The organism is Pseudoalteromonas sp. MSK9-3, assembly GCF_003590335.1.
Taxonomy (GTDB): domain Bacteria; phylum Pseudomonadota; class Gammaproteobacteria; order Enterobacterales; family Alteromonadaceae; genus Pseudoalteromonas.
Genome location: NZ_MIET01000026.1, coordinates 31,730 through 53,629 on the forward strand (window position 1 = coordinate 31,730; position 21,900 = coordinate 53,629).

21 protein-coding genes, 1 other RNA gene and 1 pseudogene are annotated in these 21,900 nt (G+C 42.2%); 10 read left to right on the forward strand and 13 right to left on the reverse strand.

The window, feature by feature from the left end; genetic code table 11:
• The first annotated feature begins 140 nt into the window (after positions 1-140).
• Positions 141-1,334, forward strand: coding sequence for a tetratricopeptide repeat protein (locus tag BGP78_RS10695; protein WP_259386290.1), 1,194 nt, complete (start codon positions 141-143; stop codon positions 1,332-1,334).
• The gene (locus BGP78_RS10700; RefSeq protein WP_259386292.1) at positions 1,276-2,217 is read left to right on the forward strand and encodes a M28 family peptidase; all 942 of its coding nucleotides are present in this window, start codon (positions 1,276-1,278) and stop codon (positions 2,215-2,217) included. Before BGP78_RS10695 ends, BGP78_RS10700 begins: the two co-directional genes overlap by 59 nt.
• On the opposite strand, the gene BGP78_RS10705 is transcribed toward BGP78_RS10700, so the two are convergent.
• The gene (locus BGP78_RS10705) at positions 2,145-2,462 is read right to left on the reverse strand and encodes a GIY-YIG nuclease family protein (protein WP_119861383.1); all 318 of its coding nucleotides are present in this window, start codon (positions 2,460-2,462) and stop codon (positions 2,145-2,147) included. The two genes, BGP78_RS10700 and BGP78_RS10705, sit on opposite strands and share 73 nt — an antisense overlap.
• A gap of 129 nt (positions 2,463-2,591) precedes the next feature.
• Here BGP78_RS10705 and BGP78_RS10710 point away from each other — a divergent pair, with 129 nt between their 5' ends.
• Positions 2,592-2,951 (forward strand): outer membrane protein assembly factor BamE, encoded by a 360-nt coding sequence (locus tag BGP78_RS10710; RefSeq protein WP_119861384.1) that lies wholly within the window; start codon positions 2,592-2,594, stop codon positions 2,949-2,951.
• A gap of 77 nt (positions 2,952-3,028) precedes the next feature.
• Here BGP78_RS10710 and BGP78_RS10715 read toward each other — a convergent pair whose 3' ends face one another.
• Both BGP78_RS10715 and BGP78_RS10720 read right to left on the reverse strand, forming a co-directional pair.
• Positions 3,029-3,343 (reverse strand): RnfH family protein, encoded by a 315-nt coding sequence (locus BGP78_RS10715; RefSeq protein WP_119861385.1) that lies wholly within the window; start codon positions 3,341-3,343, stop codon positions 3,029-3,031.
• Positions 3,340-3,777, reverse strand: a complete 438-nt coding sequence (locus tag BGP78_RS10720) for a type II toxin-antitoxin system RatA family toxin (protein ID WP_119861386.1) — start codon at positions 3,775-3,777, stop codon at positions 3,340-3,342. Before BGP78_RS10720 ends, BGP78_RS10715 begins: the two co-directional genes overlap by 4 nt.
• Before the next feature lie 140 nt (positions 3,778-3,917).
• Here BGP78_RS10720 and smpB point away from each other — a divergent pair, with 140 nt between their 5' ends.
• Positions 3,918-4,400 carry an SsrA-binding protein SmpB gene (gene smpB / locus BGP78_RS10725; protein ID WP_010367188.1) on the forward strand — a complete coding sequence of 161 codons (483 nt, stop codon included), beginning with the start codon at positions 3,918-3,920 and terminating at the stop codon, positions 4,398-4,400.
• A 54-nt stretch (positions 4,401-4,454) separates the two neighbouring features.
• On the opposite strand, the gene fabB is transcribed toward smpB, so the two are convergent.
• On the reverse strand, positions 4,455-5,669 hold the full coding sequence (fabB, locus tag BGP78_RS10730; RefSeq protein ID WP_119861387.1) for a beta-ketoacyl-ACP synthase I: 1,215 nt from the start codon (positions 5,667-5,669) through the stop codon (positions 4,455-4,457).
• 179 nt (positions 5,670-5,848) lie between these two features.
• Between fabB and mnmC the strand changes: the two genes are divergently transcribed.
• Positions 5,849-7,843, forward strand: a complete 1,995-nt coding sequence (gene mnmC / locus BGP78_RS10735) for a bifunctional tRNA (5-methylaminomethyl-2-thiouridine)(34)-methyltransferase MnmD/FAD-dependent 5-carboxymethylaminomethyl-2-thiouridine(34) oxidoreductase MnmC (protein WP_119861388.1) — start codon at positions 5,849-5,851, stop codon at positions 7,841-7,843.
• 73 nt (positions 7,844-7,916) lie between these two features.
• Here the strand turns inward: mnmC and BGP78_RS10740 are convergent, their stop codons facing one another.
• Positions 7,917-8,792: an OmpA family protein gene (locus tag BGP78_RS10740; RefSeq protein WP_171044288.1), complete on the reverse strand. Its 876-nt coding sequence runs from the start codon at positions 8,790-8,792 to the stop codon at positions 7,917-7,919.
• Positions 8,793-8,984: 192 nt separating this feature from the next.
• On the opposite strand from BGP78_RS10740, the gene rnt reads away from it, so the two are divergent.
• A complete protein-coding gene (gene rnt / locus BGP78_RS10745) occupies positions 8,985-9,662 on the forward strand; it encodes a ribonuclease T (protein WP_119861390.1) in 678 nt (225 codons plus the stop codon).
• Between the two features lie 141 nt (positions 9,663-9,803).
• On the opposite strand, the gene gap is transcribed toward rnt, so the two are convergent.
• From gap to BGP78_RS10770, 5 genes are all read right to left on the reverse strand, one after another.
• A complete protein-coding gene (gap, locus tag BGP78_RS10750) occupies positions 9,804-10,808 on the reverse strand; it encodes a type I glyceraldehyde-3-phosphate dehydrogenase (protein ID WP_119861391.1) in 1,005 nt (334 codons plus the stop codon).
• A gap of 18 nt (positions 10,809-10,826) precedes the next feature.
• Complete coding sequence (gene eda, locus BGP78_RS10755; protein ID WP_119861392.1) at positions 10,827-11,447, reverse strand: bifunctional 4-hydroxy-2-oxoglutarate aldolase/2-dehydro-3-deoxy-phosphogluconate aldolase; 621 nt, start codon at positions 11,445-11,447, stop codon at positions 10,827-10,829.
• Positions 11,448-11,473: 26 nt separating this feature from the next.
• Positions 11,474-13,327 (reverse strand): phosphogluconate dehydratase, encoded by a 1,854-nt coding sequence (gene edd / locus BGP78_RS10760; protein WP_119861393.1) that lies wholly within the window; start codon positions 13,325-13,327, stop codon positions 11,474-11,476.
• A gap of 930 nt (positions 13,328-14,257) precedes the next feature.
• On the reverse strand, positions 14,258-14,494 hold the full coding sequence (locus BGP78_RS10765; RefSeq protein WP_147386074.1) for a hypothetical protein: 237 nt from the start codon (positions 14,492-14,494) through the stop codon (positions 14,258-14,260).
• A 154-nt stretch (positions 14,495-14,648) separates the two neighbouring features.
• Positions 14,649-16,280 (reverse strand): DUF342 domain-containing protein, encoded by a 1,632-nt coding sequence (locus BGP78_RS10770; RefSeq protein WP_119861395.1) that lies wholly within the window; start codon positions 16,278-16,280, stop codon positions 14,649-14,651.
• 265 nt (positions 16,281-16,545) lie between these two features.
• On the opposite strand from BGP78_RS10770, the gene ssrA reads away from it, so the two are divergent.
• Positions 16,546-16,902, forward strand: a transfer-messenger RNA (tmRNA) gene (gene ssrA / locus BGP78_RS10775).
• A 199-nt stretch (positions 16,903-17,101) separates the two neighbouring features.
• On the opposite strand, the pseudogene BGP78_RS10780 reads toward ssrA, so the two are convergent.
• Positions 17,102-18,146, reverse strand: a pseudogene (locus BGP78_RS10780) (transposase).
• A gap of 44 nt (positions 18,147-18,190) precedes the next feature.
• Between BGP78_RS10780 and BGP78_RS10785 the strand changes: the two are divergent.
• Positions 18,191-18,475 (forward strand): hypothetical protein, encoded by a 285-nt coding sequence (locus BGP78_RS10785; protein WP_119861396.1) that lies wholly within the window; start codon positions 18,191-18,193, stop codon positions 18,473-18,475.
• Positions 18,462-19,136: a hypothetical protein gene (locus tag BGP78_RS10790; RefSeq protein WP_119861474.1), complete on the forward strand. Its 675-nt coding sequence runs from the start codon at positions 18,462-18,464 to the stop codon at positions 19,134-19,136. Before BGP78_RS10785 ends, BGP78_RS10790 begins: the two co-directional genes overlap by 14 nt.
• 31 nt (positions 19,137-19,167) lie before the next feature.
• Here BGP78_RS10790 and BGP78_RS10795 read toward each other — a convergent pair whose 3' ends face one another.
• Entirely contained in the window at positions 19,168-19,461 is a 294-nt protein-coding gene (locus BGP78_RS10795) for a hypothetical protein (RefSeq protein WP_119861397.1), read from the reverse strand.
• A 278-nt stretch (positions 19,462-19,739) separates the two neighbouring features.
• Positions 19,740-20,297 carry a hypothetical protein gene (locus BGP78_RS10800; RefSeq protein WP_119861398.1) on the reverse strand — a complete coding sequence of 186 codons (558 nt, stop codon included), beginning with the start codon at positions 20,295-20,297 and terminating at the stop codon, positions 19,740-19,742.
• A gap of 432 nt (positions 20,298-20,729) precedes the next feature.
• Between BGP78_RS10800 and BGP78_RS10805 the strand changes: the two genes are divergently transcribed.
• Entirely contained in the window at positions 20,730-21,767 is a 1,038-nt protein-coding gene (locus tag BGP78_RS10805) for an IS110 family transposase (RefSeq protein WP_119861399.1), read from the forward strand.
• Positions 21,768-21,900: the final 133 nt, after the last annotated feature.

The window sequence follows — 21,900 nt, forward strand, 5'->3', positions numbered from 1 at the left end:
TAAGCACACAGTAAAAAGAGACTTATACCTGCTGGTATAAGTCTCTTTTTATAAGGGTAATAATTTGTAACCAATTTAGTTATAATTTAAACAAATTTTGGGCTATGCTTGATTAATAAGCAGTTTTAGCTCGGAGTTTTATGATGTCTACGCTAAATAAAGTCATGACCATTTTCACCTTTGCCAGCCTCTTAACACTCAGTGGGTGCAGTTCAACATCTGAAGAAGTTATTGTCGATAAGTCACTTCTTAACAATACTGCTTTTGCAAAACAACCAGTGCCAAGCCAAGAAGATATATTTCAACTCGATGCCACGATAAAAATGCAACTCGACAGCTACTTCAAAGGCAGTACCCCAACACTGCCCCATACACAAAGGCTATTACGCTTTTTGGTAGATAATGGTGATGCGTCTTTGTCCTATCAATCTGGTGCAAACCTAACCGCTTCACAAGCCTACTATGACCTGAATGCAAACTGCTTGTCCTTATCTATTCTCGCTTTCAGCCTAGCTGAACACCTCGGCTTTGAATCTCAATTTCAACGAGTCCATATTCCTGAATATTGGGATCAAACTCAAGGTTATAGTCTACTCACAGGCCATGTAAACTTAGTCATCAGCGAATCAAATTTCATACTAAACAAAAACACCACAACCGGTGTAACGCTTTATACCCGCCCAAGATCGCTCACAGTCGACTTTGATCCTAATAGCCGACAACAAAAGTTTCCTACATCGGATATCACTAAAAACAGGATATTAGCGATGTTTTATAGTAATCGCGGTGCAATGCACATGATTAAGCAGCAATATGATCATGCCTTCAGCTATTTCAAAGCAGCCATCAATGCAGATGAACACTACTCTGGTGCATGGGGTAATTTAGGAGTACTTTACCGTGTTGTTGATCAACATCAACTCGCTGAAAAAACCTACCAACAAGCGCTGGCATTAAACCTCGACAATAAAACCGTCTTAGGCAACATGGCGCTACTCTATCGGCTAACCAATCGCATGGCTCTGGCTTTACCAATAGAAGAGAAGCTTACTCAACAACGTAAAAACAACCCCTATTATCAAATCGTATTAGGGAATGAAGCGCTCGAGAACAATAACCTCGCACTAGCCCTACGTCACTTCAACAAAGCAAGAAAACTTGATACAAAACTGCATAGCAGTTACTTTGGACTAGCAAAAGTACATTATTATCGAGGTAACCTTGAGCAAGCCCAAAAATACCTATCACAAGCATATAAGCTCTCTGAATATAAGCATGATAAAAAACGGTATCAAAGCAAGTTACGCTGGCTACAAACAGTGGCTAAAAATTAGCATTCTTAGCTTTGTTATTTTATCTGAAGGCGTGTTGGCATCGCAGCTTCAGAAAGATATGCAGATGCTCACGAGTAAAGCGCATGCAGGCCGTAAAGCCGGTGGCAGCGAAGGACCGAATGTAAGTGCTCAATACATCCATCAACGATTTGAACAGCTAGAGTATCAGCCATTCTACCAATCATTTGAATTTAAAACGGGGTTCTTCAGCACAGCCAAGGGGCACAATGTCATAGCAACATTACCCTGCACCGTAGCTCCGTGCGAAGCCAATATCGTTATTACGGCGCATTATGACCATTTAGGTGGGCAACCCTCCTCTTATTATGCAGGCGCCAATGACAATGCTTCTGGCACATCAACACTGTTATTGTTAGCTCAGAGCCTAAAGCAGGTCAATAGACGCCATAGTGTCACTTTTGTTGCAACTGATGCCGAAGAAAATGGCCTATACGGCGCAAAACACTTTGTGAGTGAACTTGACTCAAACGAGCGCACAACTTTGAATATCAATCTCGATATGCTGGTACCAAATAAACGTAACCGGTTATATGTACTGCATTCTAAAAAAACTGAATTGGCGGTCGAGGTACTCAAAAAACAACCCACCGAATCTCTGCGAGTAAAAATCGTCAACTCACGTTATAAAATGCAGCGGTTAATGGATAACCCCCGTATAGATTGGCATAAAGCCAGCGACCACTATGCGTTTGCTAAAGAAAACATTCCTTATTTATATTTTGGTATTGGCGAAGATAAAAACCACCATACCAAACGCGATACGTTAGAGTCTCTCGACTTTTCTCGGTTTCAGCTGGTAGTTAAATTCATTAATAACTTTATGGTGGAGTTACTTGATACCCCGTTAGAAGCAACAAATTGACGCTTTTGTGGTTTAGTTAACTTTTTAACTTGCCACTCTAGTTTACATGCATCACTTTTACTGCCTACAGGGTAAGTGAAAATAAGGGTTAGCGGCCCCTTGCCTTTTAAGTTTTTTGCACCTTTACCTTGCTGATGGGCGGCAAATCGCGCCATAACGTCATTGGTCACGCCGGTGTACCAATGACCAAATCGCGTTTCAATAATATAGATATGCCAAACCGGCTCCACACTCTTCTCTTTCATTGAAATTACTTTTTACTCTCTATTTAGAAACTTTTTTAATACACTAAGGTCGAAGTTCGACAAGAAGCTTTACCTTCTGCGCTTTATCGGTATCATGCAAAATAATTGAAAATAAGGATACACAAATACATGCTGTCTAATAAATCCCTTTCTACGTGGTTCATTGCGATTATAACTACAGCCATGCTGTCTGGTTGTTCAAGCTGGGTCTATCGAATCAACGTACCACAAGGTAACTTTTTAGAGCAGTCAGATGTAGAAAAACTACGCGTTGATATGACTCGCGAGCAAGTGCTATTCGTTTTAGGCAGTCCAATTGCAAAAGATGCCTTTAATAACAATACTTGGCACTATGCGTATGTGTTTAATATTGACCGAGAGTCTGAACAACGCAAATCGCTGACTGTATTTTTTGAAAACGACAAATTGAGCCGCATAACAGGCGATTATGACGAACCAAAAGAGTTCAATATACCGCTTGATCAGTAATGTGATATAAAAAATAAAAGGGCCTAAAGGCCCTTTTATTTTAGCTGTAGAGTGAAAAGTACTCTGCTTATCTTATTTTACGCTCTACCGCCGGTAATTTTATTGGCTCGGCCTTCATCTTTTGCTTTTTCAGCCCGTCGTCTGCGCGCATCTTTAGGATCTGCAATTAACGGCCTATAAATTTCAATTCTATCGCCTTCTTTTACGACTTGCTTGCCCTTTACCGTTCGATTCCAAATGCCCAAGGTCAAATTAGTGGGATCAATATCAGCACACTTATCTAAAATACCTGACTGTAGCACTACCTGTTCAGCCGATGTACCTTCAGCAACGTCCACAGACATCACCACTGCTTTATGTGGCACCGCATAGACCACATCAACTTTAATCATGACCTTGCTCCATACACCGTTTTAGCTCGCTGTGTAAATGCGGTCACCATATTTTTGGCAACCTCATTAAAAATCTTGCCAAATGCCAGCTCAACCAGTTTATTGGCAAATTCAAAGTCTAATTTTAGCGTTACTTTACATGCTTGGTCGTCTAGCTCCGTAAACTCCCAATAACCGTATAAAGACTTAAATGGCCCGTCGACTAATTGCATCTTTACTTGACTGCCTTCAAAGCTATTACGCGTGGTAAACCACTTCTTTAATCCTGCTTTAGAAATTTCTAAACTTGCGACCATATCATTTTGGTTTGATTCAATCACTTTTGAATCTGAACAATTTGGTAAAAACTCAGGGTATGCATCTACATCGTTAACCAGCGTAAACATTTCTTGAGTGCTATACATCACCAACGCACTTTTTTCTATTTGTGGCATAGTTACTCCAATCTATTTGTCGCGATTTTAGCAAGCTTTTAAAGAATTATCTTGTATGCTGTAAGCTACTGCGCGAAAATAACGCACAAATTTAAAAAAGCACTATTGTCTGTCCACTTTTCTAGGTAAACTAGGCCATTATGGCAAAGAAAAAATCATCAAAATCAACTACCAATACCATCGCACTTAACAAAAAAGCGCGCCATGAGTATTTTTTAACCGATAAGTTTGAAGCGGGCATTGAACTGCAAGGGTGGGAAGTAAAAAGCATCCGAGCAGGTAAAGTAAACATTTCAGACACCTATATTCACCTTAAAGATGGTGAAGCATTTTTACTTAGCAGCCAAATTCAGCCGCTAAACAGTGCTTCTACGCATGTTATTTGTGATCCAATGCGCTATCGTAAATTGCTACTCAATAAACGTGAGATTGACCGTTTAGTTGGTGCAACTGAACGAGACGGCTTCTCGCTGATCGCGACTGCGATGTATTGGAAGAAATGCTGGGTCAAACTTGAGTTTCACCTTGCGAAGGGTAAGAAAATGCATGACAAACGTTCTGACAGTAAAGATAAAGACTGGTCACGTGAAAAAGAGCGTTTGATGAAGCACTCAGCCCGTTAATAATAACACATAAAAAAACCTCGTATTGCGAGGTTTTTTTTCAGGCGTTAAAACTTAGCCTTTGTATTTTTGCATCACTAATGTGGCATTAGTGCCACCAAAGCCAAAACTGTTCGACATCACAGTATTAAGCTCAACATCACGACGCTCTGTCACAATGTCCAAGCCCTGTGCTTGCTCGTCAAGCTCATCAATATTAATTGAAGGCGCTACGAAGTTATTTTCAAGCATTAAGAGTGAGAAGATTGCTTCATGCACACCAGCCGCGCCCAGAGCATGGCCTGTCATTGCTTTTGTTGCACTGATCGCTGGTGAATTATCACCAAACAATTCTTGAATTGCACCTAACTCTTTCACGTCACCTACAGGAGTAGATGTACCGTGTGTATTTAAATAATCAATTGGGCCATCAATGTCTTGCATTGCTTGTTTCATACAACGCACAGCACCTTCACCTGAAGGGGCTACCATGTCATAGCCATCAGACGTTGCACCATAACCTACGATTTCAGCATAAATATGTGCGCCACGAGCGAGGGCATGTTCGAGTTCTTCAACAACCACAATACCGCCACCGCCAGAAATAACAAAGCCATCACGATTTGCATCGTATGTGCGTGAAGCTGTTGCAGGGTTATCGTTGTATTTAGTCGATAGTGCACCCATTGCGTCAAATTCCATCGCAAGTGTCCAATGTAACTCTTCACCACCACCGGCAAAAATAACATCTTGCTTGCCAAGTTGAATTTGCTCTACTGCATTACCAATACAGTGTGCCGATGTTGCACACGCAGAGCTAATAGAGTAATTCACACCTTTGATCTTAAATGGTGTGGCTAAACACGCCGACGTTGTGCTCGCCATAGTACGAGGCACCATATAGGGTCCTACGCGTTTTACGCCTTTCTCACGTAAAATATCAGCGGCTTCTACTTGGTGCTTTGAAGAACCACCACCAGAACCAACGATCAGGCCAGTACGCTCATTCGATACTTGATCGTCAGCTAAACCTGAATCTTCAATTGCTTGTGCCATTGAGATATAAGAAAATGCCGCAGCATCTCCCATGAAGCGGTGTGCTTTACGGTCAACAAAGTCTTTTACGTTGATGTCGATATTACCAGAAACATTACTGCGTAATTTATATTCTTCAAATTCAGGGTTAAAAACGATACCGCTTTTACCTGCTTGTAAAGACTCTAATACTTCTTGCTTGTTATTGCCGATGCTTGAAACTACACCGATCCCCGTAATTACGGCTCTTCTCATGGGTAAATTCCCTTAGTCATTTACTAAATTGTGGCTATTCTACGCTGAAATGCCTAACCAAGTGGTCAGCTTTCCAGCTTACACACGTACTCTGAAACTTTTTTACGTAAATTACAACGGACTATTACGGCTAAAACGCGTAAAATAGTGCGTATATTTTTGCTGTTCACGCTATTACTATGATAAAAAATGCACAAATCCATTTCAACGAGATGGGTACGCCCGTCGCCGATAACTTTGACGACGTCTACTTTTCAAACGATGATGGACTCGCCGAGTCTCATTATGTCTTTTTTACTCAAAATAATATAGCAGAGCGATTGCAAAAACATGACCAATCTCACTTTATAATTGCTGAAACAGGATTTGGCACAGGGTTAAACTTTTTAAACGCATGGCAACAGTTTAATAATCGTCCAGCAGATAGCTCAGTAAAAAAGCTTCACTTCATTTCATTTGAAAAGTTTCCGATTAAACACGAAGAGTTAGCGAAAGCCTTAGCAGCATGGCCATCGCTTACACTTCAGGCAAAAGCTTTATGCGATAATTACCCTGTGGCCCTTCTTGCTGGCTGCCATCGCATAGAGTTTGAACAAGGCCAAGTGGTACTAGATCTATGGTTTGGTGACGTGCATGACTCTCTGCCTCAGCTTAGCTACCAATCGCACGGGATTGTTGATGCGTGGTTTTTAGATGGTTTTGCCCCTAGTAAAAACCCAGATATGTGGCAACAAAGCTTATTTAATGCCATGGCCAACTTATCACGCGACAACGCAACATTTGCTACCTTCACTGCCGCAGGCTTTGTTCGCAGAGGTTTACAAGAGGCAGGTTTTACGTGTAAAAAAGTCAAAGGCTTTGGCCGTAAACGTGAAATGGTGGTTGGCACACTCGACAAAGCCAATGGCCATGAAACAACCCCCCCCTATTATCACCATGCTCCCCGCTCACTGGAGCAAGTCGCAATCATTGGTGGAGGCATAGCCAGTAGTTGTTTATTATTTCAATTGGCCAAACGTGGAAAACACGCCTCTTTATTTTGCCAAGATGATAAATTGGCTCAAGGGGCATCACATAACCGCCAAGGTGCTGTCTACCCTAATTTACAAGCCGATAACTCACCACCCAGTGAACTGTACGCACATACTTTTTTGTATGCACGTCGATTTTATGACTACATATACGCGCAAGGTCATCATTTTAGCCATGATTGGTGTGGTGTATTACTACAAGCATTTAATGACAGTAAAGCAGAGCAACACGCCAACTTGGTGAAAAAAGCCCAATGGCCAACGTCATTAATTAAGCCTGTTACACAATCACAAGCATCTGATATCGCGGGTGTAAACCTGCCCTATTCAGGCCTTTATATCGAACAAGCTGGCTGGGTTGAACCGGCAGAATTAACCAACGCCATTTTTAATGCCGCGCAAAACATGGCACCGACTCAAAGCCATTTTAATACCGATATCACCCGATTAGAGCAAACAGAGGCGGGCTGGTACTTGCATACTGACACGACGAACTATGGTCCGTTCTCTGACGTTTTTGTCTGTGCAGGAGAGCACAGTGATCGGTTTACGCAAATGGCCGATATTCATATTCATGGTGTAAGAGGCCAAGTCTCTCATATAGAGCAAGGGGCTGAGTCAAGCAAACTCAAAACGGTACTGTGTCACAAGGGCTATTTTACACCCAGCCACAATGGCGAGCATTGTATGGGTGCCACATTTGACAAAAACACCAAAAGCCGCGCCATAAAATCACAAGACAACGATACCAATCGAGCACAACTCATGAAGTTTTACCAAGACAGTGCATTTGCGCAAAGCCTTGGTGACATTAACAGTGAAAAGGCCGCCGTTCGTTGCTGTTTTAGCGACCATGTGCCCATGCTCGGGCAAGTGCCAGAGCAACAAGACCTCATTGAAGCGTATCGTAACCTGACTAATGGGAAGCAATATGGCTTTGGTAAACCAAGTGTTCCGCATCAAGGGTTACATGTGCTAACCGGTTTTGGAGCAAGAGGGCTGTGTACTGCCCCCCTCACAACCGAGCACCTAGTGGCAAGCCTATGTAATGAACCTAGACCGCTGAGTGAACGCACTCATCAAGTGATCCACCCAAATAGGTTTATCGTCAGAGATCTTATTCGAAACAAAATTGGTGTATAACACCATAAATACTGCGGTGGCGCATTAAACGTATAAAACAAAAAACCGCATTTAAAATGCGGTTTTTTGTTACTTAAGACTTCGCGATTTGAATAATAACTCGGCGGTTTTTTCTTCGTCCGAGTGCGTTGTCGTTTGGCTCTACATGGCGCTTTTCACCAAACCCGTCTGTGCGTACCTTTTCACTGGGCACCCCCATTTCTTCCATATATCGCTTAATGGTATCTGCCCTTTTTCGTGACAACACCATGTTGGTATTTCTGCCACCATAGCTATCTGAATAAGCAGAAATATAAATAGACTCTATATTTTCATCGTTTTTCAAATATTCACCGATCATTTCTAAGCGTTTTCTTGAAGACTTAGTCAACATGCTGGAGTTTTTCTTGTAGTTCATTACCGTAAAAGCAATGTCTTCAAAACTATACGGCAACAAATTGTCTCTGCACTGTAAAAATGCCCAATACATGTCTCTAAAGTTTACCGAAGACAGCGCAACAGAGATCTGATCTGAACTGTTTTGCCAATCTTTATAATAAAATGTCGGGTAATTGCCTTTCTCAAGTTCAGTCAGCATTTCCCACGCAATGCTGTTATCTAATTCCCCGTCAAACTTTTTTAAAAGTTGCATTTTACTGATGTCGCGAACCGGATTACCGGCACGCCACACTGGCGGCACAGATTGTAACCCTGCAAAGTCATAACTTTCAGGCCTTACAACCATATCCAAATTAAATGTGAGGTCTTTGTTTTTACTCGCGGTAGAGCTAAAAATAGCATCGCCATAATAAGGTACTTCGTGATTTAACTCACACGATAACCGTGTTGTTTTATCTAATGTCCAATGAGAGGTGTCGGCGTTGGCACTATATTGCCGCATGGCGGCTTTTGTATCACTTGCAATGGCAAGCAAACAGCCAACACTGAGTATTAATACATGTAATTTCACAACACAACTCCAAGTTTGCCAAAAAAATGTCGGCTTATGCATACACCAACCATGACAAATTAAAAAATAGTTTCACCTGAGTACCTAAGCAATAATTATGCCTAAAAAATAACGACATTCATCCCATATAGTTAACATATCAGGCTGCACCTTGTATAATGGCCAGCTTCATATTCAGCAATCAAAAGTATTATGGCAGAAACAGAGCAAACCTTATTTTCACAGCGCTTTCGTGGCTTCTTTCCTGTAGTTATCGACGTAGAAACCGCAGGCTTTAATAAAGATACCGATGCTTTGTTAGAAATTGCAGCATCAGTCTTAAAAATGGATGAACATGGCGAACTTAGTTTAGATCATACGCTACATTTTCATGTTGCGCCTTTCGAAGGGGCAAACATTGAGCAATCAGCCATCGAATTTAATGGTATTGACCCATTTTCACCTCTGCGCGGCGCGGTACCAGAAGCCGATGCAATCAAAGAGATCTGTAAAATGGTGCGTAAGGCACAAAAAGCCGCTGGATGCTCTCGTTCTGTTATTGTGGCACACAATGCCGCTTTTGATCATGGCTTTTTAAATGCGGCTATCGAAAGAAATAATATTAAACGTACCCCTTTTCACCCGTTTGTTAGCTTTGATACCACCTCATTAGCTGGGCTGGCCTTAGGCCAAACTGTACTGGCCAAAGCGTGTCGTACCGCTGGTATCGAGTTTGATAATAACCAAGCACATTCAGCATTGTATGATACAGAACGTACTGCGGAGCTATTTTGCTATATTGTCAATAAGTGGAAAGCACTCGGTGGCTGGCCGCTGCCACCGGTTGAACCTGAAACAGAAGATGATGAAACAAAGGCAAGTCAAGAGTAAGCGCTTACTTACCTTTTTAGGTAAGAATAGTAGAAGACAAAGCGCTAAAAGTTCATTGCATTTTCTGATTTTTCATAAAATTTCACCTACAAAAAAGCCGCTAATTTAGCGGCTTTTTAACAAGTAACTTTAGTTTTGATTTTACAGGAACTGGCCTAATGCTTTTACTTGGTCAATCATGCGGTTTGAGAAACCCCATTCGTTGTCATACCAAGCCATTACTTTTACCAATTTACCATCAGCTTTAGTCTGTGACGCATCAAATACTGATGACGCCGGGTTATGGTTAAAGTCAATGGATACAAGCGGTAATTCGTTGTATTCAAGAATACCAGCCATTGCACCTTCCGCGGCAGCTTTAATCACTTCGTTCACTTCAACCGTCGTCGTATCGCGCTTAGCAATAAACGTTAAATCAACCAACGATACATTCACAGTAGGTACACGAACAGCCATGCCGTCAAGTTTACCAGCAAGCTCTGGAAGTACTAAACCAACCGCTTTAGCTGCGCCCGTCGCTGTAGGGATCATTGACTGAGTAGCACTACGCGCTCGGTATAAATCTTTATGGTATACGTCACATAAGTTTTGGTCGTTTGTGAACGCATGAATTGTTGTCATGCTGCCTTGCTCGATACCAATGGCATCGTTTAATGCTTTTGCAACAGGTGCTAAACAGTTAGTCGTACATGACGCATTTGAAATAATCGTGCTTGAAGCGGATAACACATCGCTATTTACACCGTGTACAACCGTTGCATCTAAATCAGTACCAGGTGCTGATACAATCACTTTCTTTGCACCCGCTTCAATATGCTTTGATGCTGTCTCACGTGATGTGAAAATACCCGTACATTCTAAAACGATATCTACATTAAGCGCTTTCCAAGGCAAGTTCACTGGATCACGTTCTTGAGTCAGGGTAATTTCGTCATTACCAATAATTAATGTGTTGTCTGCAAGGGTTACTTGCTGGTTAAAACGCCCGTGTACAGAATCAAACTGTGTTAGGTGCGCATTAACATTTGCTGGTGCTAAATCATTAATTGCAACAATTTTAATTTGTTCGTTTTGGCCAGACTCATAAAGCGCACGTAAAACATTGCGACCGATACGGCCATAGCCATTAATTGCGATGTTGATCATAACTGAGATTCCCCTTGATTATTTAACTTCACTTGCTTGTTTTGCAAGCGCTTCAATGGCTTGCCAGTCTTTGTTAGCGATGAGTTGCTTATCAAGCATCCACGTACCACCAACACAAATTACATTTTTAAGCGCCAAATATTTTGGTGCACTGTCTAGAGAAATTCCGCCCGTTGGGCAAAAAGTCACTTGTGGTAATGGCCCGCCAATTGATTTAAGCATGGGCACACCGCCTGCAGCTTCTGCAGGGAAAAACTTCAAGAATTTGAAACCGTGCGACGCTAATTTCATTACTTCACTGGGTGTTGCAGCACCCGGTAAAAACGGAATATCAGTGCATTTAGCGAGCGCCAACAATTCATCGTTTACACCAGGACTCACCATAAAGTCAGCACCCGCAGCAACAGAGGCTTCAAATGTTGCTTTATCAACCACAGTGCCAGTACCGACATAAGCATCTGGTACTGTTTCTTTCATAATTTTCACCGCTTGCGCTGCTACTGGCGTACGCAATGTTACTTCCAGTGCTTTCAAACCACCGTTGTATAATGCTTGTGCCAGTGGTGCGGCATCTTCTAAGTTGTCGATAACAACAACTGGCACGACTGGTGCCGATGATAAAATCTGTTCAATACTCATGTTAGTCCTCATACCCAATGCGTTTATTATTGTTCTAGACCAAAGGCACTTGCGCCTAGGTCTGCACTGCTAACAATGTTTCTAAAGCCAGTGAATAGCTCTCGACCAGTACCAAATGTTGCTTCTGGTTCGCTTAGCAACAGTTCGCGTGCTGATAGCTCTTCATCTGACACATGTACAAATAACTCGCCCTTTGGTGCATTTAATGTCACCAAATCACCTTCGTGAATTTTAGCAATAATGCCACCTTCAACCGCTTCAGGCGCTAGGTGAATGGCCGCAGGTACTTTACCTGACGCACCAGACATACGACCGTCCGTTACAATGGCAACTTTAAAACCTTGGTCTTGCAGTGTTGCCATCACAGGCGTTAATTTATGTAGTTCAGGCATACCCTTTGCTTTCGGGCCTTGCTCTTTAATGACAGCGATGAAATCTTGATTCAATTCACCATCGGTATACGCTTGTTGAAGCGCAGCCTGTGAGCTAAATACTTTTGCAGGAGCTGTCACTGACTGATGCTTTTCATCTACCGCAGAGACTTTAATAACCGCTTTACCAATGTTACCGGTTAATAGCTGTAAGCCACCTTGCGGGCTGAATGGGTTACTCACTGGACGAAGTACATCTTCATCAAGTGAATTTTCAGGACATGGTACCCACTTAATCTTGCTTGGGCCTGTGCTGTTCGTCATGATTAAGCTTGGATCGGCTGCAAGCATTGGCTCTTGGGTATACGCATCAAGCCCTTCGCCCACAATAGTTTTTACATCGTTATGCAAGTAGCCACCGTCACGCAGTTCTCTCATTAAGAACCCCATACCACCCGCTGCCTGGAAGTGATTTACATCCGCAGAACCATTTGGATAAATACGGGTAAGCAGTGGCACAACTTCTGACATGTCGGCCATGTCTTTCCAGGTGATTTGCACACCGGCTGCTGCTGCCATTGCAACTAAGTGGATTGCATGGTTGGTAGAACCACCCGTTGCTAATAAACCAATTAAGCCATTAATAACGGTTTTTTCATTCACAATATCAGCCAAACAATTGGCATTTTTGCCATCAATCAGCTGTTCAAGCATTTGCTCAACGGCACTGCCAGTTAAACCATCGCGCAGCTCTGTGTAAGGGTTAATGAACGAGCTACCAGGTAAATGTAGGCCCATTATTTCCATCAACATTTGGTTTGAGTTGGCTGTTCCGTAGAATGTACAAGTACCCGCACTATGATAAGACGCACTTTCAGCTTCAAGTAGCTCTTCTCTGCTCACCAAGCCTTGTGCAAATTTTTGACGAATACGGGCTTTTTCTTTATTTGGGATACCCGATTGCATAGGGCCAGCTGGTAAAAAGAACACAGGTAAGTGACCAAATGACAATGCACCAATTAATAATCCTGGGACAATTTTGTCACATACACCTAAACAAAATACGCCGTCAAATACATCATGTGATAGTGCAACAGCAGTCGACATTGCAATCACATCACGTGAAAATAACGACAATTCCATCCCATCACGGCCTTGTGTTACGCCGTCACACATTGCTGGAACACACCCTGCAACTTGTGCAGTAGAGTCGTACTTTTGCGCAATGTCTTTAATTAGATCTGGATAATCTTTATACGGTACATGGGCAGATAACATATCGTTATATGAATTGATAATGCCTAAGTTAGGCTGCTCGTCTACTTTTAGACGATCTTTATCTGAACTAGAACATGCTGCCATAACATGAGCAATGTTGCCGCATCCTAGACCTGAGCGTACACGTGTTTGTTTTTTTGCTTGTTGTATACGTGCTAGGTAGGCTTGACGCGTTGCTTTACTGCGTTCGATAACACGTTCGGTGACTTCTTTAATTCGAGGATGCAACATAATAAAATTCGACTCATCTCTATAGTTAGAGGAAAAAGGCTCAGCACATTTAAAGACTCCACTTTAAACACCGTACTGAGCATCTTTTGATTTACCCGTTCAAAGGTACGCTACCAGGTTGTCTCTCACCCCAACCTGACACCGGTGTCACTGTATTAAGCCACGTTCATGACACCGGTGTCAACCTTTGACCTTAAATTTAGATTAAAAAAAGAAAATGACCAAATAATGACCGAACTTAAATTCAGTACAAATATGAACAAAAAATAACTTAAGAGGAAATAAATGAGAGGAGTATGAATAACTTAAAAAAACTACTCGTAAACAAAATTTTACCAACGCTGATATTTCTCAACCACATACTTTGCCAAACTCCATACGCGAAACAATATTGGCTCAGCGACTGAGGTCCAGCCACACAATAAACTAGAGTTTTGAGCACTCACCTCAATGTGGATCCTGAAATGAATTCAGGAAGACAAAGTGCGTAACGATGCATCTTACACTCTCTCCGCCTTTGCCTAAATCCCCCCATACCGTCACTCTGACGCAGGACAAAGCCCATCCACAATTAACCACCCCGCACCGTCTCTCTGACGAAGGTCAGAGCCCATCCACAATAACCCACACAACTAAACAACAACCTCTCAATCCCTTTCCAACATTCCCAAGTTCGTCATCACACCACCGTCACCACCTCGTACCGTCACTCTGACGAAGGTCAGAGCCCATTCGCAATAACCCATCCAACCAAACAACAACCTCACAGCCCAACTCCAACACTCCCAAGTTCGTCATCACACCACCGTCACTACCCCATACCGTCACTCTGTCGCAGGTCAGAGCCCATCCGCAATTAACCACCCCGTACCGTCTCTCTGACGAAGGTCAGAGCCCATCCGCAATTAACTACCCAACTAAACAACAACCTCACAGCCCTTCCAACACCCCCACTTTCGTCACCTCACCGCCATCACTACCCCATACCGTCACTCTGACAAAGGTCAGAGCCCATCCACAATAACCCACACAACTAAACAACAATCTCATAGCCCTTTCCAATACTCCTATTTTAGTCACCACACCGCCGTCACCACCCCATACCGTCACTCTGACGAAGGTCAGAGCCCATCCACAATAATCCACACAACTAAACAACAATCTCATAGCCCTTCCCAACACTCCCACTTTAGTCACCCCACCGCCGTCACCACCCCATACCGTCTCTCTGACGCAAGTCAAAGTCCACAACAAACCCATTTCCCCAAAACAAAAAAAGCGCCCATTAGGCGCTTTCAAAGTATCACTATGTGTGTCTCAGCTAAGTACTAAAATGCTGCGTGATTTTCCCTTCATCTAACTTCACCATATTCGGCGGGTAAATACGGGTAAACTGCTTGCTATCCAGCGCTATTGTTAGCTCAATCCCAGGATGCATTAGCTCATTTACTTTAATACGGCTCGAATTTACAAGCCTTGCCAGCTTTTGTTTAACAAGTAAAATATTTCGTTGATTACGCTTGTAATGCTGGTTCAACTGTTGCTCATTCAGCTCTAGCTTTTTCAAAAACGCATCACGCTTGGCTGTTTTTGGTGACTTATTGGCTTTTATTTTGGCACGCGTTATCTCTACAACCTTATCAGACAAGCGTTTTTCGAACGTTTTAAACTCTTCTTGCTTTTCTTTAAGTTCATGCCAATTTTGCGCAATAGATATACGTGTTTTAGTACCTGAAGGTGCACCTAATTCGCCCGTTTCAATGCGTAATGCATTCAACACATTACCACCAATCAGCTTGCCCCTTGGCTTTTCGCCTTTACCAATGCGAATTAAACGGCGCGACATTAAATCACAATGCAAAACTTGCCGATCAACCAATAAATCTTGATTGGTTTCAATATGGCAATACTGCGCATACCCAACAGATACCGTACGGGCAGCTTTTATATGGCATGAAAAGTCTTCGCCATCACTGCGTTTACGCCCTATTGCACCTTGAATAATGGTGATCGCACTGGCACTTTGCAAAATAGATGACTCAACAAAACCAATCACCGTAATATCACCTGACGCCTTAATACGCATACCATCTTTCACATCACCACTAACAATTACGCTGCCATCAAATTCAACGTGACCCGTGGTGACATCAACACAGTCATAACACAAGACATCATCGACACGCATACCACGAGGTACAGCTACTGGTACACCTTTGGCGTCAGCAATCAGTACATTAGGGTCTTTGGGGTGAAGTTTGGTGCCTTCCATCACTTGTAATTCAAAGTTACGGCCAGGCTTAGGGTCAAGGTCATCACCAAAAACAGTAAAGCCCTTTTCTCCCAACGTCGCTGGCAGGCGCTTCATTAGCGGGCTGCCAGGACTTACAGTAATAATTGCGCCAAGGTCTCGCATATCGACCTTGCCGCCATCTTTTGTTTGTGGACTGAGTACTCTGTCTTGCGCTGTCATACACAGACGCACAAAACGCGCATCCGTGCCATCTTTGGCTCTCACACCGTGGGCAACAATTTCTTCGTAAACCACGCCCGCAGGTTGCTCAAACTGCTTACCAAGAAACTGCTCTAACACATCTTGGTTAATGCCTCTTTTTACTCCTGCCTCTGCCAATGCTTTGGCCGCTTTTTCTACAGACACAAGTTTACCGCCACTAGCAACAGTGATCCGCGCTTCCGCCATCATATTCGCGTCATCAACTCGAATAGCAATAGACGCATCAATTGCTCTCGCCACAGCCAAAGAGTCTTGATCGCCCACTTCTGTAGAAGAAAATAACTTACCAATGTTGGCGTGGATTATTTCACAATCTGCATGTTCAGATTGCTCTAATAACTCAACGAGCTGAGAGGCACTAGCCGGAAAACCCGACTCTATAGGATGAGACAACAAATAGACATAGCCTAAGTCTTCATCAAAACGAAACAACGACATGAACTTTTTCCCAAAGTATGTGCATAGAATTCTTATTCTTATCATGCAAGGTAGCAGCACCATTTGAGCACAATGGACCCATAATGTTAAGCAGTAACTGTTACGAATTGCTACAAATTATGAATGATTGTAAATACAACTTGCGTATAATTTGCTTGTTAAATCGCCAACCAGTTCATATTAAATAAGTTATCGGCAAAAGTAGCTTGAGCATTAGCATTACTTTCCGCTATACTGGCCCCACTTCACTGAATGAACATATTCAGGGGCTGATTAGGATTCGACGGGATTCCAGAAGCCTAAGGTGCATGTCGAGGTGCGGCTGGCCTCGTAAAAAAGCCGCAATTAATGTAATCGCAAACGACGATAACTACTCTCTAGCGGCCTAATAGCCCGCTAGCACTCCTCCATGAAATTCTTGTGGTTCTGGTTCTGGAGTGTCACCCCACACAAGATCGCTACGGAAACCCTGGCCGGGGTTGAAGGGCTAAAACTAAGCGGCCTCGCCTTTACTTATCGTGTACGTCCGAGATTTAAAGGTTAACCAAAAGACGATACTAAACATGTAGGACCGAAGGTCGACGCTTTCCGGACGGGGGTTCAAATCCCCCCAGCTCCACCACTTTAAAGTGTTATAAAACAGCCTGTTAGAGAGAAATCTTTAACAGGCTATTTTGTGTCTAAATATCAATGTCCACATCTTGACCACATTACTTTTTAAAGACAAAAAACCAGCAAAAAATACGAGCTTTCAAATTAGACTCTAGTATTCCGCTCTCCTCTATTAAAACCAAGGCGCTCGACATCAAGTAACCTAAAAATTAAGCCAGTAGTTTTTCACATTGTCGATAGTTAGCTCGCCGTTTTATTTCTAGGCTCGCGCAATAGTTATCAAGCTTTTTAGGTCGCCCTACTGCGCCATGGAATACTTTAGTAAATTGCGTGGTGAGTTTTTGCCAGTTTTCTGGGGCGATGTTGAGTCTGTCTAAAATTGGAGAGTTGATTGGGCTTATAGCGCCTCGTTTGTCTGCTCGCATACATCGGCCTGTTAACTCTACCAGTTCTAAATAGGACTTTAATTCAAAGGGTAAACCTTTAGGCATATGTTTTCTGGGGCTGCCTGCAAAACGTGCTAAGTGTTTAGGTTGTTTACCTTCTTTGGCATGTTCACAGCGGGTTTTAACACTGGTGTAGTCTGACGCTTCGGGTGTCTCAACCATTTTGGCTCTGATTGGGTTTAAATCAACATACGCCATGCAGGCTGCTAGTGCCGCTTCATCAAGTAAAGCTTGTGATTTAAGACGGCCTTCCCACAAATTAATAAGGAATTAATTTGAATGCCGTTAGGCAGCCCGAAGGGTGAGCGCCATGGATGGCAGCGAATAAAATCGGTCTTTACAGTTATCTTCTTTATTCGCTTTTCGGGCAATGCTTTCATTCAGTACCCGCATAAACCAACTGATACTCGCTAAACGCTCTCTAAATTGTTCAATATCTTTGTTTAAAAAGTATTGCTACGCAGAGTCTAGACGTTCTCCTTGAAGGGACTTATGAGATAGTATGGTGCCTTTAAACAGCTTATGCCATCTGATGATAACTGCTTTATCACTCAGCCTATTAGCTTTTACATCATCTACATAAAGTACAATGTGAGTATGGTTACTCATCACTGCATACACACACATCAATACAAAATACTTTGGCAAGTTCCAGCAGTTTGTCTTCTATCCACCCTCTTCTGTGTTCGTATGACTGACCTGTTACCTTATCCTCACCACACAAATACGCACGGCGAACACACCGTGAAATACAATGGTAATATTTGGTATCAGTTAAACTCACTTGTCTTTTTCGTGCTGTAGCCATGAAGGAAAGCGCCTATCTTTTAAGCTGAATTTAAAAGATAGGCAATGAATGAAAAACCGTCAATTTTGAATGGGTGTCGGTGTAAATTTAGTGCTAAAAAAGCACAAGGCGCAAAGCGTTTAACACCGATTATTCAAAAGTATGCCCCCGCAGCGCTGGAGATGTTTGGTAACTACAAAGATGAAGTGTTAGCAGCGTTATCTTTTGGTTCATTCACGTTCGGTGCTGTTAAGCAAATCAAGTCATTAAAAGCGGAAGATGCGAAAGCCAAAACACAAGCTGATCCAGAGCAAGTGAAGGCGGAACTCGATGCCCATGCAGCCCATTAATTCAAACAATGAATTGAGTGCGCAAAATGTACTGTATGTGGGAGGCACTGGTTCCGGTAAAAGCAGTGCTGTTAAGATGCTGCATACCACAAAAGCCACTGATCAGATTGTATTTTGGGACCCACACGAAGATTACACCGAATTTAAAGGCCGTAAGGTTAGGCGTTATCGCTCGTTTGCCAAGTTTTTTGCCGCACTTATGGCTGGGCGTAAAACCAAACAAGGCTTTAAAATTGCGCTAACAGTACCAGAGACTCGCAAAAGCTTTTTAAAGTTCTGCGAAATTGTCAAAGGCTTTGGTAATGGCGAACATGCAAAGCTATTGCACGTTGTATGCGAAGAGGTCCCGCAAGTTACCGAGTCAGTAGGTAAAGAAGTTGGGCCTTATGGCTGGTTGCTATCAGTTGGGCGTAAGTTTGGCTTTGTTGTGCACTCAGTCGGCCAGCGCGTGGTTGAAATGAGTAAAACCACACTGTCACAGTCTGAATATAAATGGATAGGTGCGCAGAAGTCGAAAGCAGATGCCAAGCGTTTTGCAGACGAAGCCGATATACCGATTAAAGACATACTCAATTTAAAGAAACTGGAATACTTTTTTGTCTCCCCTGGTATTGGGGAATTTACCAAAGGAAAGTTAGTATTCAAGAAAAAAGCCGCGTAAAGCGGCTTTTCATTGACGTATAAAATGTTCCTTAAGAAATCCGTGAACTTACTTCGTCTTTAATATCTTCTTTGATTGCTAATATCTGTTTTCTGCTAGCATTACCCGCGGCTGGGTAATCCAGCGTGCTGTCATCAAAGGATACAGGATGGCCATTTTCATCAGGTATGTATCGTTGCGCATCTATTGCATCATTCCTTTCATCTTCATGGTTTATGGCAGTGTTTATTGCTTCTTCTCTAGGTGTGCCGTTAGCTATTAAAGTAGCCGCTTCTTCTGCTATTGCATCTGTTCTTGCATCTATTGTGTCGAGTTCATCAAACATGAGTTTATTCCTTTGTTAGTCGTAAGGGGCGAATATCTATATATGGTCATTGTTTTCTAAGACAATACTGAAAATGGTGAAAAGTGTTCTGCATTATGTGGATATCAATTTTTTTGTACTATTGCAGATGAGGTTGACATACCCATAAATGACATTCTTAATCTGCAAAAATTGGAGTACTTTTTTAAGTCTCCAGATATAGGAAACTACACAAAAGGAAAGTTAGTATTCAAGAAAAAAGCCGCGTAAAGCAGCTTTATGCTTTCTATAATACACAATTAGCCTTGGTAAACTTCCTGATCGAATATATTCACAAGTTTAAGATATTCATCTCTGCCTAAAATGGCGGAGCTATCGTTCTCAATTTGGTAAATATACGTTTCATATGGTGTGCCCATATATCCAGCTCTAAGACCTTTTAATCCAGATTGAATTGTATTGAAATTGAAAAATAATACCGGATGAGATTTAAGGAAGTTGTAGTAGTTGTTTGGGGTGGTATTTAGAATATCTTTTTGGATATGCGGGTGAAGCTCAATATAATGAGATATGGTTTTTAGTGCTTCATTGGTACTAGTCATAGTTTGTGATATATGAAACTGATTATGTTGGGCTTGTACTTGACTAAATAAGAGTTCTTTTTGAGTTACCAAAAGCCGATAAGCTAAAAAAGCAAATATAGCAGAATAAACTCCTCCAAGCGCACTTCCCATTTCAGCCCAATTTTTATGGCTTGACCAGACACCAAACCCAAACTGAATACCGTATATTATTACAGGAGCTAAAAGTAAACAAAGCAAAACAATACTTTCGATTTCAGATGTGCTTTTTTTCAAAAATATGTCCTTATCAATAGTTTTTCAGTTTAATTTAACCTAATAGGTTACCCCTCACAAATTTAATTGACGCTAACCGAACGCCACCTCTACGTTAAATAGCAACAAAGCAACGTAACGAGAGAACGCCAGAACAATGAATCCAATATATCTAGTCACTGCTGCAAGCTCTGCCGCCGTTGTGTTTGTTATATGCAAACTAGCAAAAGGACGAGCACATGTTCGGAAGAGCAAGAATATTAACGCCACGGCTGCAAGCCAAAAAACTAAATTTTAACTGACACCCATCCTAAACAGATTGTTTATGTTGGGTTTTTCCTCTCAAAAATCAACAAAATTTTTAGGTGGGTGATGAGATGGACACTCCCAAATCGGCGTCAATGCGCCAAACTAAAGGTGTGTTTATAACGATAGTTAGTAGGAGCATCCATCATGAATAACGTTAGTATATTAAGCATCGATTTAGCAAAAAATGTATTTCAACTTCTTGGAATTGATGAACACGGAAAACCTTGTTTCTCAAAGCGGATTTCTAGAGTAAAACTCCATGAAATAATCCTTAATTTACCGCCGTGTGAAGTCGTTATGGAGGCTTGTTCGTCCTCTCACTACTGGGGCAGAGTATGTTTAAATTCTGGTCATCAAGTTAATTTAATTCCTGCACAACATGTCACCCCATTTGTACGTGGTAACAAAAATGATAAGAATGATTGTTTGGCAATATATGAAGCGAGTAGAAGGCCTAGCATTCGCTTTGTTCCCGTTAAAAGTGAACAGCAACAAGCCGTACTTTGTTTACATAGAATACGAGAAAGGCTACTCGGTACTCGCACAGCTTGTATAAATCAAACTCGAAGTTTACTTCTTGAATTTGGGTTCCACATTCCCAAAGCATACTCTGTATTCAAAAAGCATATTCATGAACTTTTATCACAAGATGTTCAGCCTGTTATTCGCCTCATGTTGTTAGAAGTACAACAAGAGTTAGAAAGCTATGATAAAAAAATTAAACTCATGGATACCTTGTTTCAACAAACTAACACCCACAACACCAGTGCAGAAATTATGCAATCCATTCCAGGGATTGGCCCTATCATTGCCTCCGCGTTCAGCGCCAGCATCGATAAAGGCCAAGCATTTAAAAGTGCGAAAGACTTTAGCGTCTGGCTTGGCCTTACGCCTAGGCAATATGCGTCTGGTGAAACAAATCGTTTAGGCACAATTACTAAACGTGGAGATAAATACCTCAGAAAACAACTTATTCATGGTGCTCGAACTGTTGTAAACCACGCACATAAAAAAGACGATGACCTGAACCTATGGGTCACTGCCATCAAGCAAAGGCGTGGGGTAAATAAAGCAGCGGTTGCAATGGCACATCGCATGGCAAGGTTAATGTGGATATTACTTCAAAAAAATGAATATTACCGACCCATATGTTCATGCAACCAGGTTCAAGGTAATGCTTAAACACCAAGTTAGATTGGCTGGCAGCTCGTAAATGACAAGGGTAACTTAACCCGCGTGGGTGTTGAGAGCACTTGCCAATCGCCTATCATTGTTCGCTACAGTTAGATGAAAAAAGGCCTAGTCTGCCTATACA

Excerpts from the sequence above, each read along its gene's own strand:
- BGP78_RS10695 (WP_259386290.1), top strand. The coding sequence starts at position 141 with ATGATGTCTACGCTAAATAAAGTCATGACCATTTTCACCTTTGCCAGC.
- BGP78_RS10700 (WP_259386292.1), top strand. The coding sequence starts at position 1,276 with ATGATAAAAAACGGTATCAAAGCAAGTTACGCTGGCTACAAACAGTGG.
- BGP78_RS10705 (WP_119861383.1), bottom strand. The coding sequence starts at position 2,462 with ATGAAAGAGAAGAGTGTGGAGCCGGTTTGGCATATCTATATTATTGAA.
- BGP78_RS10710 (WP_119861384.1), top strand. The coding sequence starts at position 2,592 with ATGCTGTCTAATAAATCCCTTTCTACGTGGTTCATTGCGATTATAACT.
- BGP78_RS10715 (WP_119861385.1), bottom strand. The coding sequence starts at position 3,343 with ATGATTAAAGTTGATGTGGTCTATGCGGTGCCACATAAAGCAGTGGTG.
- BGP78_RS10720 (WP_119861386.1), bottom strand. The coding sequence starts at position 3,777 with ATGCCACAAATAGAAAAAAGTGCGTTGGTGATGTATAGCACTCAAGAA.
- smpB (WP_010367188.1), top strand. The coding sequence starts at position 3,918 with ATGGCAAAGAAAAAATCATCAAAATCAACTACCAATACCATCGCACTT.
- fabB (WP_119861387.1), bottom strand. The coding sequence starts at position 5,669 with ATGAGAAGAGCCGTAATTACGGGGATCGGTGTAGTTTCAAGCATCGGC.
- mnmC (WP_119861388.1), top strand. The coding sequence starts at position 5,849 with ATGATAAAAAATGCACAAATCCATTTCAACGAGATGGGTACGCCCGTC.
- rnt (WP_119861390.1), top strand. The coding sequence starts at position 8,985 with ATGGCAGAAACAGAGCAAACCTTATTTTCACAGCGCTTTCGTGGCTTC.
- gap (WP_119861391.1), bottom strand. The coding sequence starts at position 10,808 with ATGATCAACATCGCAATTAATGGCTATGGCCGTATCGGTCGCAATGTT.
- eda (WP_119861392.1), bottom strand. The coding sequence starts at position 11,447 with ATGAGTATTGAACAGATTTTATCATCGGCACCAGTCGTGCCAGTTGTT.
- edd (WP_119861393.1), bottom strand. The coding sequence starts at position 13,327 with ATGTTGCATCCTCGAATTAAAGAAGTCACCGAACGTGTTATCGAACGC.
- BGP78_RS10765 (WP_147386074.1), bottom strand. The coding sequence starts at position 14,494 with ATGAGATTGTTGTTTAGTTGTGTGGATTATTGTGGATGGGCTCTGACC.
- BGP78_RS10770 (WP_119861395.1), bottom strand. The coding sequence starts at position 16,280 with ATGTCGTTGTTTCGTTTTGATGAAGACTTAGGCTATGTCTATTTGTTG.
- BGP78_RS10785 (WP_119861396.1), top strand. The coding sequence starts at position 18,191 with ATGAATGAAAAACCGTCAATTTTGAATGGGTGTCGGTGTAAATTTAGT.
- BGP78_RS10790 (WP_119861474.1), top strand. The coding sequence starts at position 18,462 with ATGCAGCCCATTAATTCAAACAATGAATTGAGTGCGCAAAATGTACTG.
- BGP78_RS10795 (WP_119861397.1), bottom strand. The coding sequence starts at position 19,461 with ATGTTTGATGAACTCGACACAATAGATGCAAGAACAGATGCAATAGCA.
- BGP78_RS10805 (WP_119861399.1), top strand. The coding sequence starts at position 20,730 with ATGAATAACGTTAGTATATTAAGCATCGATTTAGCAAAAAATGTATTT.